The sequence below is a fragment of the Streptomyces sp. NPDC031418 genome (genome assembly GCF_055581605.1).
In genome coordinates this window covers 234,429-249,461 of the sequence record NZ_JBVIJC010000004.1, presented here as the reverse complement: position 1 = coordinate 249,461, position 15,033 = coordinate 234,429, and the positions used below count along the sequence as shown (strand labels likewise).

2 protein-coding genes are annotated in these 15,033 nt (G+C 73.5%); both read left to right on the top strand.

What is annotated here, in order from left to right:
- Positions 1 to 28 precede the first annotated feature (28 nt).
- Complete coding sequence (locus ACZ5CZ_RS07155) at positions 29 to 5,479, top strand: SDR family NAD(P)-dependent oxidoreductase (protein WP_468939956.1); 5,451 nt, start codon at positions 29 to 31, stop codon at positions 5,477 to 5,479.
- Positions 5,480 to 5,536: 57 nt separating this feature from the next.
- Positions 5,537 to 15,028 (top strand): type I polyketide synthase, encoded by a 9,492-nt coding sequence (locus tag ACZ5CZ_RS07150; RefSeq protein ID WP_468939954.1) that lies wholly within the window; start codon positions 5,537 to 5,539, stop codon positions 15,026 to 15,028.
- Positions 15,029 to 15,033 lie beyond the last annotated feature (5 nt).

Here is a 15,033-nt window from a genome sequence, read left to right as displayed (position 1 = left end):
CCTTCATGACCTGAAGTAGGGGGAGAGAGTGAACACCGAGGACAAGCTGCGCTCGTACCTCAAGCAGGCGGCCGCGGAGCTGCACGACACCCGTGAGCGTCTGCGTCAGATGCAGGACGACGCCCACGAGCCGGTGGCGATCGTGGGGATGGGGTGCCGGTTCCCGGGCGGGGTGAGGTCGCCGGAGGATCTGTGGCGTTTGGTCGCCTCGGCGGGTGACGCCGTGTCGTCCTGGCCGACGGACCGGGGCTGGGACGTCGAGGGGCTGTACGACCCGGACCCGGACGCGGTGGGGAAGTCGTACTCGCGCTCGGGCGGTTTCCTTTACGACGCGGCCGAGTTCGACGCTGAGTTCTTCGGTATCTCCCCGCGCGAGGCCCTCGCTACCGACCCGCAGCAGCGGTTGCTGCTGGAGACGTCGTGGGAGGCGATCGAGCGGGCGGGCATCGACCCGGCCTCGCTGCGGGGCAGCCGTACCGGCGTCTACATGGGCCTGATGTACCACGACTACGGCTCCCGTGAGGGCAAGGCCCCCGAGGAACTCGAGGGCTACCTGCTCAACGGCAGCGCTGGCAGCATCGCGGCCGGCCGGCTGTCGTACACGTTCGGCCTCGAAGGCCCGGCGGTCACGGTGGACACGGCGTGTTCGTCGTCGCTGGTGGCGCTGCATCTGGCGGTGCAGGCGCTGCGGCGTGGCGAGTGCCGGATGGCGCTGGCCGGTGGTGTCACGGTGATGGCGTCACCAGGTCTGTTCGTGGAGTTCAGCCGCCAGCGCGGTATGTCCGCGGACGGCCGCTGCAAGGCGTTCGCGGAGGGCGCGGACGGCACCGGGTGGGCCGAGGGCGTGGGCGTGCTGGTCGTGGAGCGGCTGTCGGATGCCCTCAAGCTTGGGCACCCTGTCCTGGCCGTCGTCCGGGGGAGCGCGGTCAACCAGGACGGTGCGAGCAACGGTCTGACGGCGCCGAACGGGCCGTCGCAGCAGCGGGTGATCCGGCAGGCACTGGCCGATGCCCGGCTGGGCGCCGCGGATGTCGACGCCGTCGAGGCGCATGGCACGGGTACGCGTCTGGGTGACCCGATCGAGGCGCAGGCGCTGCTCGCGACGTACGGGCAGGAGCGTACGGCCGAACAGCCGCTGTATCTGGGGTCGTTGAAGTCGAACATCGGCCATGCCCAGGCCGCCGCCGGTGTCGGCGGTGTCATCAAGATGGTGATGGCGCTCCGGAACGGCGTGCTGCCCAAGACCCTGCACGTGGATCAGCCGTCCTCGCACGTCGACTGGTCGGCCGGTGCGGTGGAACTGCTGACCGAGGAGCGGAAGTGGCCCGAGGTCGACCGGCCCCGGCGCGCCGGTGTCTCCGCCTTCGGCGCCAGCGGCACCAACGCCCATGTCGTCCTGGAGCAGGCCACCGAGCCCGAACAGCTGGAGGCCGGCGCACGACCGCCGCACGGGCTGCTGCCCTGGGTGGTGTCCGCCCGTACACCGCAGGCGCTGCGCGCCCAGGCCGAGCGGCTGCACACCTTTGTCAGCGAGCGCCCCGAACTCGACCTGGTCGACACGGCTCACTCCCTCCTGACCGGTCGAACCGCACATGACCACCGGGCTGTGGTGGTGGCGGGTGGCCGGGATGAACTCCTTTCCCAGCTGGGTGTGTTGGTGTCGGGTGGGGTGGGTTCTGGTGTGGTGAGTGGTGTGGGTGTGGGTGGTCGTCGGGTGGTGTTTGTGTTTCCGGGTCAGGGGTCGCAGTGGGTGGGGATGGCGGCGGGGTTGTGGGAGTCGTCGTCGGTGTTTCGTGGGCGGATGGTGGAGTGTGAGGCGGCGTTGGGGCCGTTTGTTGATTGGTCGTTGTCGTCGGTGGTGTTGGGTGAGGTGGGGGCGCCTGGTTTTGGTCGGGTGGATGTGGTGCAGCCGGTGTTGTGGGCTGTGATGGTGTCGTTGGCGGAGTTGTGGCGGTCGTGTGGGGTGGAGCCGGCTGCTGTGGTGGGGCATTCGCAGGGTGAGATTGCGGCTGCGTGTGTGGCGGGGGTTTTGTCGCTTGAGGACGCGGCGCGGGTGGTTGCTCTGCGGAGCCGGGCGTTGGGTGTGTTGGCGGGGCGGGGTGGCATGGTGTCGGTTGCTCTGCCGGTCGATGACGTCCGCTCGCGGCTGGGTGAGGGGTTGTGGGTGGCGGCGGTGAACGGGCCGTTGTCGACGGTGGTTTCCGGTGACGTCGCGGCTCTGGATGGCCTGTTGGCGGCGTGTGAGGCGGACGGGGTGCGGGCCCGCCGGATCCCCGTGGACTATGCCTCGCATTCGGCCCATGTGGAGGAGATCGAGCAGGAGTTGTTGGAGCTGCTCGCTCCGGTGTCTCCGCGTCAGGGTGAGGTGCCGTTCTACTCGGCCGTGACCGGTGGCGTGGTGGACGGTGCCGGGCTGGATGCCGGGTACTGGTACACCAACCTGCGCGAGACGGTGAACTTCCACGGTGCAACGCGGGCGTTGCTCGCGGACGGTTTCGATGTGTTTGTCGAGGCGAGTGCGCATCCGGTGTTGACGGCGTCGGTGGAGGAGAGTGTCGAGGAAGCCGACGTTTCTGCTGTGGTGTTGGGGACGCTGCGACGCAACGAAGACGAACAGCGGCGCATGCTCCTCTCCCTGGGCGAGGCCTTCGCGGCGGGTGTCACGGTCGACTGGACGACGTTCTTCGACGGTCCGGCCCGCTATGTGGACCTGCCGACGTATGCCTTCCAGCGCGAGCGGTACTGGCTGGAGCCGGTGCGGGCGCAGGTGACGGACGCGGCCGGCCTGGGGCTGGAGGGGCTCGGGCACGGGCTGCTGGGTGCGCTGGTGCCGGTGCCGGACTCCGATGGTGTGGTGCTGACGGGGTCGGTGTCGCTGAAGTCGCATCCCTGGCTCGCCGAGCACGCCGTGTTCGGCACCGCGCTCGTCCCGGGAACGGCCTTCGTGGAGATGGCCTCGCGGGCCGGTGCGCAGATCGGTGCGGGGACCGTGGAAGAGCTGGTGCTGGAAGCGCCGTTGCTGCTGCCGGACGACGCCGACATACGGCTGCATGTCAGCGTGGCCGGGGCGGACGAGTCCGGCCGCCGGGAAGTCGTCGTGCGCTCCGCCACCGGCTCCGGTGACGCATGGACCGTTCACGCACGCGGCGTCGTAGCCACGCCCTCGGACGGCGCAGCGCTCACGGCCATGCCCGCCTGGCCGCCGGCGGATGCGGAGAGGGTGGATGTCTCCGGGCTGTACGGGGAGTTCGCGGCGGCTGGTTATGACTATGGGCCGTTGTTCCAGGGTGTGCGGGCGGTGTGGCGTCGGCCTGGTGAGGTGTTCGCGGAGGTCGAGCTGGGGCAGGGCGTGGGCGAGGGGTTTGCGGTGCATCCGGCGTTGTTGGATGCGGCGTTGCACTCGCTGGTGTTGATCGATCCGGATGCGGAGGGGGTCGGGGAGCCGCGGTTGCCGTTCTCGTGGACGGGTGTGTCGCTGGCGTCGACCGGTGCCACGGCTCTGCGGGTGCGGTTGACCGCGGGCGGCGACGGTGACGACACCGTGTCCCTGACGGCGACGGACACCGCCGGGCGGACCGTCGTATCCGTCGAGTCGCTGACCCTGCGACCGGTCAGTGCGGAGCAGCTGCGAGCCGCCGGACAGGAGTCCCTGTACCGGCTGGAGTGGCAGCCGACACCCGGCGGAACGGCACGGACGACCACGGACCGCTACCACGTCCTGGGCGCCGATCTCGACCTGGGCGCTCTGGGTGAGTCGGTTCCGGATGTGGTGGTCGCGCCGTTCGCCGGAGGTGCTGTCTCGGCGGAGAACGCGCGTGAGGTGACACGTCAGGCCCTGTCTCTGCTTCAGGAGTTCCTGGGGGATGAGCGGTTGGTGTCGTCTCGGTTGGTGTTCGCCACCCGGGGTGCGGTGGCGGTGCGGCCGGGTGAGGACGTGACGGATCTGGTGTGTGCGCCGGTGTGGGGTCTGGTGCGGTCGGCGCAGCGGGAGCATCCGGAGCGGGTGTGGCTGGTGGACGGTGCGGACGAGGCGCTGGCGGCGCGTTTGGCCTGTGGTGGTGAGTCGCAGCTGGCGGTGCGGGACGGGGTGGTGTTCGTGCCGCGTCTGGTACGGCACACCCCGCAGCCCTCCGCTGCCCCGGCCATGGGTGGGGGCACGGTGCTGGTCACGGGTGGTACCGGGACGGTGGGTGCGTTGGTGGCCCGGCATCTGGTGGTCGAGCACGGTGTCAGGGATCTGCTGCTGACCAGCCGACGCGGTGAACAGGCGCCTGGTGCACGGGAGTTGACCCGGGAACTGTCGGGGTTGGGGGCGCGGGTGTCGGTTGCCGCGTGTGATGCGGCCGATCGTGATGCCTTGGCGGCTGTGCTGTCGGGGATACCGCAGGAGCGTCCGCTGACCGCGGTGATCCATGCGGCCGGTGTGCTGGACGACGCGGTGGTGACCGGGTTGACACCCGAGCAGCTGGAGCGGGTCCTGCGTCCGAAGATCGACGCGGCCCTCAACCTCCACGACCTCACCCGCAACCACCCCCTGCACACCTTCGTCCTCTTCTCCTCGGCGGCCGGCGTCCTCGGCAGCCCCGGGCAGGGCAACTACGCGGCGGCCAACGTGTTCCTGGACGCGCTCGCCGCCCACCGGGCCGCGAACGGACTGCCCGCGCAGTCCCTGCCGTGGGGACTGTGGAGCGAGCGGAGCGAGCTGACCGCGTCGCTGTCGGAGGCGGAGCGGGAGCGGACGGGACGTTCCGGCGTCCTCGGCCTGTCGTCCGGTGAGGCGCTGGCCCTCTTCGACGCCGCCCGGCGGGCCGGCGAGCCCGTGCTGGTGCCGATCCGCCTCGACCACGCGGCGCTGCGCGGTCAGGACGTACCTCCGGTGCTGTGGCACGAGGTGCGGCGCACGGGGAACACGGGGACGCACGCTGCGGAGGCGGGTACCGCATCCGCCCGCGAGCGTCTGCTGGCACTGCCGGAGGAGGAGCGCCAGGCAGGCCTGCTGGACCTCGTCCGCAGCCATGTCGCCGCGGTGCTGGGCCACTCCACCACCGGTTCGGTACCGGCCGAGCGTGCCTTCAAGGAGCTGGGTTTCGACTCGCTCACCGCGGTCCAGCTGCGCAACCAGCTGGCCGCGGCGACCGGTGTGAAGCTCCCGCCGACCGTGGTGTTCGACCACCCCACCCCGGCGGCCCTGGCCGAACACCTCGGCGGACAGCTCTTCGCCGCACCCTCCGCCGACGGGCCGGCCTTCGACCCGGTTGCCGTGCTGCAAGAACTCGACCGCCTGGAGTCGGCCCTGCTCTCCTCCCTGTCCCGGCTCCCGGACCCGGACCAGGTGTCGTCCCGGCTGCGCGCCCTCGCGACGAAGGTCGCGGGAAGCGGCGGCGGCAGCGGCGGCACGGCGGACATCGACCAGGAGATCGCCTCGGCCACAGCGGACGAACTGCTCGGACTCATCGACAAGGAATTCGGTTCCGTCTGACCCCGACCGGCCCCCGGACCACCTGACTGTGAATGTTGAAAGGCGTTGCACAAGGCGATGGCAGAGCAGGAAAAACTCCTCGAGTACCTGAAGCGGATGACGGCCGAGCTGCGGCAGGCGAACCAGAGGCTCAGCGACGTCGACGCGAAGGCGCACGAGCCGATCGCCGTCGTGGGCATGGGCTGCCGCTTCCCCGGCGGGGTGCGCTCCCCGGAGGAGCTGTGGCGGTTGGTGGCCACGGGTTCCGATGGTGTGTCGGGTTTCCCGACGGATCGTGGCTGGGATCTGGAGGGGTTGTACGACCCTGATCCGGGGGTGCGGGGGAAGGTCTACACGCGGGAGGGTGGCTTCCTGCACGACGCGGCGGAGTTCGATGCCGGGTTCTTCGGTATCTCGCCGCGTGAGGCGCTTGCCATGGATCCGCAGCAGCGGTTGCTGCTGGAGACGTCGTGGGAGGCGATCGAGCGGGCCGGTATCGATCCGGCCTCGCTGCGGGGCAGCCGTACCGGCGTCTACATGGGCCTGATGTACCACGACTACGCCGTGCACATATCCGGTGTTCCCGAGGACCTGGAGGGCCACCTCGGCACCGGTACCGCGGGCAGCATCGGGGCCGGGCGCATCGCCTACACCCTGGGCCTGGAAGGGCCCACGCTCACCGTCGACACGGCGTGTTCGTCGTCGCTGGTGGCACTGCATCTGGCGGTGCAGGCGCTGCGGCGCGGCGAGTGCCGGATGGCGCTGGCCGGAGGTGTCACCGTCATGTCGTCCACGGCGTCCTTCCTGGACTTCAGCCGGCAGCGCGGGCTGTCCGCGGACGGCCGCTGCAAGGCGTTCGACGAGAGTGCGGACGGCACCGGCTTCGGCGAGGGCGTCGGCGTCCTGCTGGTCGAGCGGCTGTCGGATGCTCTCAAGAACGGGCATCCGGTGCTGGCCGTCGTCCGGGGGAGTGCGGTCAACCAGGACGGTGCGAGCAACGGTCTTACGGCGCCGAACGGGCCGTCGCAGCAGCGGGTGATCCGGCAGGCACTGGCCGATGCCCGGCTGGGCGCCGCCGATGTCGACGCCGTCGAGGCGCATGGCACGGGTACGCGTCTGGGTGACCCGATCGAGGCGCAGGCGCTGCTCGCGACGTACGGGCAGGAGCGCACAAATGAACAGCCGCTGTTCCTCGGCTCGTTGAAGTCGAACATCGGCCATGCCCAGGCCGCCGCCGGTGTCGGCGGTGTCATCAAGATGGTGATGGCGCTCCGGAACGGCGTGCTGCCCAAGACCCTGCACGTGGATCAGCCGACCTCGCACGTCGACTGGTCCGCGGGCGCGGTGGAGCTGCTGACCGAGCGGCGGGACTGGCCGGAGGTCGACCGGCCGCGCCGTGCGGCCGTCTCCTCCTTCGGGCTGAGCGGCACCAACGCCCATGTCATCCTCGAACAGGCCCCCGAGCCCGAGCAGCCGGAGGCCGCCGCACGCCCGCCGCACGGGCTGCTGCCCTGGGTGCTGTCCGCCCGTACCCCCGAGGCGCTGCGCGCCCAGGCCGAGCGGCTGCACACCTTTGTCACCGAGCGCCCCGGACTCGACCTGGTCGACACGGCGTACTCCCTGCTGCGCCACCGCCCCGGGTTCGAGCACCGGGCCGTCGTGCTGGCCCAGGACCGGGCCGAGCTGCTGTCCGGGCTCGCCGCGCTGGCGGCCGGGGAACCGGCGCCCGGAGTCGTCCGGGGCGAGCGCCGGGACGGCGGACTGGCCTTCCTGTTCACCTTCCAGGGCAGCCAGCGCCTCGGCATGGGCCGCGAACTGTACGACGCCTTCCCGTTCTACGCGACGGCCTTCGACGAGGCCTGCGCCGCCCTGGACCGGCACCTGAGCCGGCCGATCAAGGACATCGTCTTCGCGGCCGAGGGCAGCCCGGAAGCCGCGCTGCTGGCCCAGGCCGAGTACGGGCACCCGGCGGTGTTCGCCCTCGAGGTCGCCCTCTACCGGCTGATCGAGCACTGGGGAATCCGCCCCGACGTCGTCTTCGGCGGCTCCAACGGCGACTCCGCCCTGCTCCATGTGACGGGCATGCTCAGCCTGGCGGACGCGGCGGCCTTCGTCACCACCCGGGGCCGGCTGCTCCAGCAGACACCGCCCGGCGGCACCATGGTCGCGATCGAGGCGTCCGAGGAGGAGGTCCGCGCCTCGCTGCGGGGCCGCTCCGGCACGGTGGACGTCGCCCTGGTCAACGGCCCGCGGCAGGTCGTCATCTCCGGTGACGAGGAACTCGTCGCACGGATCGGCGACGAGTGGCAGGCCGCCGGCCGGCGGACCCACCGGATGTCCTTCGGGCGGGCGTTCCACTCCGCCCACATGGAGCCGATCCTGGACCGCTTCGTGGCCGCCGTCCGGGAACTGGAGTTCCACCCGCCGCGCCTCCCGGTCATCAACTGCCTCGACGGCCGGCTCGCGGACCCGGACGAACTCCGCACCCCGGAGTACTGGGGACGCCATGTCCGCGGCGCCGTCCGCTTCCTGGACGGCATGCGCACCCTGGAGGCCGACGGCGTCGGCACCTACCTGGAACTCGGCCCGGTCGCCATGCAGTCCCTGATGGGCCGCGAGTGCCTGGCCGACGACAGCGACGCGGTGCTGCTGCCCACCCTGCGCGAGGGCCGCCCCGAGCCCGTCACCCTGCTGACCGCGCTCGCCCAGCTGTACGTGGGCGGTGCCGATCTCGACGCCGACGCCCTCTTCGCCCATCTCGGCCCGCGCCGCGTCGAGCTGCCGACGTACGCCTTCGAGCGCACCCCCTACTGGCTCACCGGCTCCCCGGCCGCCGCCGGTACCGCCCGCCCGGCCGACCTGGGCCTGGGCGCGGCCGACCATCCGCTGCTGGGCGCGGCGGTGTCGGTGGCCGGCGCCGACGAGCTGCTGCTCACCGGCCGGCTGTCGCCCCGTACCCACCCCTTGCTCGCGGACCACGCGGTGGCCGGTACGGTGCTGCTGCCCGGCACCGCCCTCGTCGACCTGGCGCTCCACGCGGCCGACCTGACCGGCTGCCGGCTGCTCGAGGAACTAACCCTCCAGGCCCCGCTCGTCCTGCCCGAACAGGGCGGTGTCCAGGTCCAGTTGGCGGTCGGCGCCGCCGACGCGGCGGGCCGGCGCGAGCTGACCGTCCACGCCCGGCCCGACGACGTCGCCGACCGGCCCTGGACCCGGCACGCCACCGGCACCCTCGCCGCCGACACCGGGGAACCCGGCTTCGACCTCACCGAGTGGCCCCCGCGCGGCGCCCGGCCCGTCCCCGTGGACACGCTGTACGACGGTCTCGCCGCCGCCGGACTCGACTACGGCCCGGCCTTCCGCGGCCTGCGCGCGGCCTGGCGGCGCGGCACCGAGATCTTCGCCGAGGTCGCCCTGCCCGACCCGGAGACCGACGGCGGCCACGGCGTCCACCCCGACCCGGAGGCCACCGGCGGCTACGGCGTCCACCCCGCCCTGCTCGACAGCGCCCTGCACGCCTGGAGCCTGGCCGGACAGGACGGCGACGGCGGCCCGCGGCTGCCCTTCCACTGGTCCGGTGTACGGCTCTTCGCCACCGGCGCGGACACCCTGCGGGTGCGGCTGACCCCGGCCGGCACCGACGCGATGGCGCTCGCGGTGGCCGACCCGAGCGGCCTGCCGGTGGCCTCGGTGGAGTCGCTCACGGTCCGCCCGGTCACCGCCGAGGCGCTGGGCGCCACGGCGACGGCGGACGCGCTGTACCGGCTCGACTGGGTACCGGCCGAGGCGGCCGAGCCGCTGGCGCCGGGCAGCTGGATCCGGGTCGGCCCCGCCCAGGACGACCACCACCCGACCCTGGCGGCCCTCCTCGCCGCCGTCGACGCGGGCCGGGCCACCGTGCCGGACGTGGTCGTCGTCCGCGAACAGCCCGCGCTCGACGCCCTGCACGACGCCGTCCACCGCACCCTGCGCCTGGTCCAGGACTGGCTCGCCGAGCCGCGGTGCGCCGCCGCCCGGCTGGTCCTCGTCACCAGCGGCGCGACCGGTGAGCAGGTCACCAGCCCGGCCGGGGCGGCGCTGCACGGCCTGCTGCGGTCCGCGCAGAACGAGCACCCGGGACGCTTCGTCCTGGTCGACACCGACCGCCCGGAAGACCCGCTCACCACCGCCGTCCTCGGCCCCGAGCCCCAGTTCCTGGTCCGCGACGGCGCCTGGTCGGTGGCCCGGCTGGCCCGCGCCGACCTCAGGACCGGCGCCGACGGGACCACGGCCCCGGGCACCGAAGCGGCCGCCGGTGCGGCGGCCCGGTTCCGGCCCGACGGCACCGTCCTGGTCACCGGCGGCACGGGCACCCTCGGCGCTGCCCTCGCCCGGCACCTCGTCACGGCGCACGGCGTCCGCCACCTGGTGCTGACCAGCCGCCGCGGCCCGGCCGCCGACGGCGCCGAGGCGCTGACCGCCGAACTGGGCGAGCTGGGCGCCACCGTGTCGGTCGTCGCCTGCGACGCGGCCGACCGGCCCGCCCTCGCCGCCCTGCTGGCCGGGATCCCGGACGCGCACCCGCTGACCGCAGTCGTCCACGCGGCCGGGATCGTGGCCGACGGACTGCTGGAGTCCCTCACCCCGGAACAGGCCGACGCGGTGCTCCGCCCCAAGGCAGACGCCGCGCTCCACCTGCACGAACTCACCCAGGGCCTGGACCTCGCACAGTTCGTCCTGTTCTCCTCCGCCGCCGGGGTCTTCGGCGGCGCGGGCCAGGGCGCGTACGCGGCGGCCAACGCCTTCCTGGACGGGCTCGCCGCCCACCGCCGGGCCTCCGGACAGCCGGCCCTCTCGCTCGGCTGGGGCCTGTGGGCCGAACGCAGCGGCATCACCGGACAGTTGGCCGAGACGGACCTCGCCCGAATCGCCCGGGCCGGGTTCGCCCCGCTCGCCGTCGAGGAGGGTCTGGCCCTCTTCGACGCCTGCCTCGGCGCCGACCGGGCCGCCCTGCTCCCGATGCGCCTGGACACCGCCGCGCGGTCCGGCCGGCAGGTGCCGCCGCTGCTCAGCGGCCTGGTGCGGGCCCCCCGCCCGGCCGCCCGAGCGGCCGCCGCACCCGCGACGACGCTCCGCGACCGGCTGCTCGCACTGCCCGCCGGCGAACGCGACGCGATGCTGCTCGACCTGGTGCGCACGCACGCCGCGACCGTCCTCGGGCATGCCACCGCCGACGCCATCGGCACCACGCACACCTTCCGCGACCTCGGCGTCGACTCGCTGAGCGCCGTCGAACTGCGCAACGCCCTCGGCCTGCGCACCGGCCTGGCGCTGCCCCCGACCCTCGTCTTCGACTACCCCACACCGGCCGCGCTGGCCGAGCACCTGCGCCGCGAACTCCTCGCCGAGAGCGGCACCGACGCGGAGGAGACCGTCACCCACCCGGAGGACGAGCCGATCGCCATCATCGGCATGGGCTGCCGCTACCCCGGAGGGGTCCACTCACCCGACGACCTGTGGCAGTTGGTGGCCACCGGCTCCGATGGCGTCTCGGGTTTCCCGACGGATCGTGGCTGGGATCTGGAGGGGTTGTACGACCCTGATCCGGGGGTGCGGGGGAAGGTCTACACGCGGGAGGGTGGCTTCCTGCACGACGCGGCGGAGTTCGATGCCGGGTTCTTCGGTATCTCGCCGCGTGAGGCGCTTGCCATGGATCCGCAGCAGCGGTTGCTGCTGGAGACGTCGTGGGAGGCGATCGAGCGGGCGGGGATCGATCCGGCCTCGCTGCGGGGCAGCCGTACCGGCGTCTACATGGGCCTGATGAACCGCGACTACCTGACCAGGCTGCGCGCCATCCCCGAGGAGCTGGAGGCGTTCCGCGGCACCGGCACCGCCGGCAGTGTGGCGGCCGGCCGGCTGTCGTACACCTACGGCCTCGAAGGCCCGGCGGTCACGGTCGACACGGCGTGCTCCTCCTCCCTGGTGACCCTGCATCTGGCGGTGCAGGCGCTGCGGCGCGGCGAGTGCCGGATGGCGCTGGCCGGCGGTGTCACGGTGATGTCCTCCCCGGCCGCCTTCCTGGACTTCAGCCGCCAGCGCGGCCTCTCCCCGGACGGCCGCTGCAAGGCCTTCGCGGAGGGCGCGGACGGCACCGGCTGGGCCGAGGGCGTGGGCGTGCTGGTCGTGGAGCGTCTGTCGGATGCCCTCAAGCAGGGGCACCCTGTCCTGGCCGTCGTCCGGGGGAGCGCGGTCAACCAGGACGGTGCGAGCAACGGTCTTACGGCGCCCAACGGGCCGTCGCAGCAGCGGGTGATCCGGCAGGCACTGGCCGATGCCCGGCTGGGCGCCGCGGATGTCGACGCCGTCGAGGCGCATGGCACGGGTACGCGTCTGGGTGACCCGATCGAGGCGCAGGCGCTGCTCGCGACGTACGGGCAGGAGCGTACGGCCGAACAGCCGCTGTTCCTCGGCTCGTTGAAGTCGAACATCGGCCATGCCCAGGCCGCTGCCGGTGTCGGCGGTGTCATCAAGATGGTGATGGCGCTGCGGCACGGTGTGCTGCCCAAGACCCTGCACGTGGATCAGCCGACCTCGCACGTCGACTGGTCCGCGGGCGCGGTGGAGCTGCTGACCGAGCGGCGGGACTGGCCCGAGGTCGACCGGCCGCGCCGTGCGGCCGTCTCCTCCTTCGGGCTGAGCGGCACCAACGCCCATGTCATCCTCGAACAGGCCCCCGAGGCCGAGGAGGAGGCGGCCGACGCGGCGCTCGGCCCGATCCCGTGGATCGTCTCGGGCCGGACGGAGGCGGCGCTGCGCGCCCAGGCCGAGCGGCTGCACACCTTCGTCGCCGAGCGCCCCGGACTCGACCTGAGCGCGGCGGCGTACACGCTGCTCACCAGCCGCACCACCTTCGACCACCGGGCCGTGGTGGTGGCCGAGGACCGCGACGCGCTCCTCGGCGGCCTGGCCGCCGTGGCCGCCGGGGAGCCCGCGGCCGGAGTCGCGCAGGGCCGCCCGCACACCGGCCGGCTCGCCCTCCTCTTCACCGGGCAGGGCAGCCAGCGCCTCGGCATGGGCCGCGAACTGTACGACGCCCACCCGGTCTTCGCGGCGGCCTTCGACGAGGTGTGCGCCGAACTCGACCGGCACCTCGACCGTCCGCTGAAGGAGATCGTCTTCGCCGCCGAGGGCAGCCCCGAGGCCGCTCTGCTGCACCAGACCGGCTTCACCCAGCCCGCCGTGTTCGCCCTGGAGGTCGCCCTCCACCGGCTGGTCGAGCACTGGGGCATCCGCCCCGACGCCGTGGCCGGGCACTCCATCGGCGAGCTGGCGGCCGCCCATGCCATCGGGCTGTTCCCGCTGGCGGACGCGGCGGCCCTGGTGGCGGCCCGCGGCCGGCTGATGCAGGCCCTGCCGGCCGGCGGCGCCATGGTCGCCGTACAGGCCACCGAGGCGGAAGTGCTCGAACTGATCGGGGACTGCACCGACCGGGTCGGCATCGCCGCGGTCAACGGTCCGTCCGCCGTCGTGCTGTCCGGTGCCGCCGAGGCCGTCCTCGACATCGCCGGACACCTGCGCGCGACCGGCCGCAAGACCAAGCGGCTCGAGGTTAGCCACGCCTTCCACTCGCCGCTGATGGAACCGATGCTGGACGCCTTCGCCGAGGTGGCGCGCGGTGTCCGGTTCACCCCGGTCGACACGCCGTTCTTCTCCACCCTGACCGGCGGCCCGGTCACGGCCGGGGAACTCGCCGACCCCGAGTACTGGATCCGGCATGTCCGGCAGGCCGTGCGCTTCCACGACGCCGTGGGCGCACTGGCCGCCGACGGGGTGACCACCTTCCTGGAGCTCGGCCCGGACGGCGTGCTGTCCGCGATGGGCCCCAACTGCCTGCCCCCGGATGCGGAGACCGGCACCTTCGTCCCCGCCCTGCGCGGCAACACCGGCGAGACGCAGAGCCTCACCAGGGCCGTCGTCCAGCTGCATGTGCACGGCGTCGCGGTGGACTGGCCGGCGTTCTGCGGCACCCCGGTGGACTGGTCGGCCGCGTTCGACGGCCCCCGCCCGCCCCGCACGGAACTGCCGACCTACGCCTTCCAGCGGCAGCGGTACTGGCTGGACGCGCTGCCGGACCGGCCCGAGGACCTCGGCGCCGCCGGACTCGGCCCGGCCGACCACCCGCTGCTGGGCGCAGCCGTCGAACTGCCCGGCACCGGAGGGCTGCTGTTCACCGGCCGTCTCGGCGCCGCCAGCCAGTCCTGGCTCGACCAGCACACCCTCGCCGGGACACCCGTGCTGCCCGCCTCCGCCGTGCTCGACATGGTGCTGCGGGCCGGCGACGAGACCGGCTGCGCCCTCGTCGAGGAACTCGCCCTGGAGACCCCGCCGGTCCTGCCGGAGCAGGGTGCTCTCCAGCTCCGGCTGACCGCGACCCCGACCGGCGACCGGTGCGCCGTCGAACTGCACTCGCGGCCCGAGGGCACGCCCGGCCCCGGCGGCTGGACCCGCAACGCGTACGGCACACTGCGCCCCGCCGGTCCGGCCGGGGACGCCGACCTCGCCGTATGGCCGCCCGCGGGTGCCGTACCCGCCGCCGTCGAGGACCTGTACGAGCGGCTGGCGCAGGCCGGGCTCGACCACGGGCCGCTGTTCCGGACCGTGCGCGCCGCCTGGCGGCGCGACGCCGATCTGTACGCCGAGCTGGCCCTCGACCCGGCCGAGGCACCGCAGGCGGACCGGTACCGGCTGCACCCCGTCCTGCTGGACGGCGCGCTGCATGCCCTCGGCCTGACGGGCCGGGCCGGCCTGCTGCCCCTGGCCTGGACGGGCGTGTCCGTGCACGCCACCGGGGCCACCGCCGTACGTGTCCGGATCGCCCCCGCCGGGCCGGACGCGGTCTCCCTGCTGCTCGCCGACCCGGCCGGGCAGCCGGTCGCGTCGGCGGACTCCGTGGAACTGCGCCCGGCCCCCGCCGGCCTGACCCGGTCCGTGGCCCACGGCGCGGGACCGGGCGACGCCCCGGCGGCCCGCCCGGCCCGGCGCGCCGCCGCGGCCGCGCCGCCCGGCGCCGCGCCCGGCGCCCGGGACCGGCTGCTGGCCCAGTCGCCGGACGAAAGGGCGCGCACCCTGCTGGACATCGTCCGCCGCTGCACCGCCCTGGTCTTCGGACACGCGGGCGCCGACGACGTGGACCCGGCGCAGTCGTTCAAGGACATCGGCATCGACTCGCTCACCGCGGTCGAGCTGCGTGACCACGTGACGGCCGCCACCGGGCTGCGGGTGCCGCCGACCGTCCTGTTCGACTGCCCCACCCCGGCCGCGCTCGCCGCCCGGCTGACCGAGGAGGCGGCCGCCGAACTGTCCGGGCTGCCCGAACTCCACCGCGAACTGGACCGGTTGGAGGCGCTGCTGGCCGCGCTGCCCGGCGAGGGCACGGAACACGAGGAGATCTACGCCCGGTTGCGCGCCCTCACCGGGCCCCGGGACCGGCCGGCGGACCGCACGCCGGACCGCGCGGCGGACACCGACCTGGAGTCCGCCACCGCCGAGGAGATCTTCGACCTGCTGGATGCCGAACTGGAGTCGCCGTGAGCACG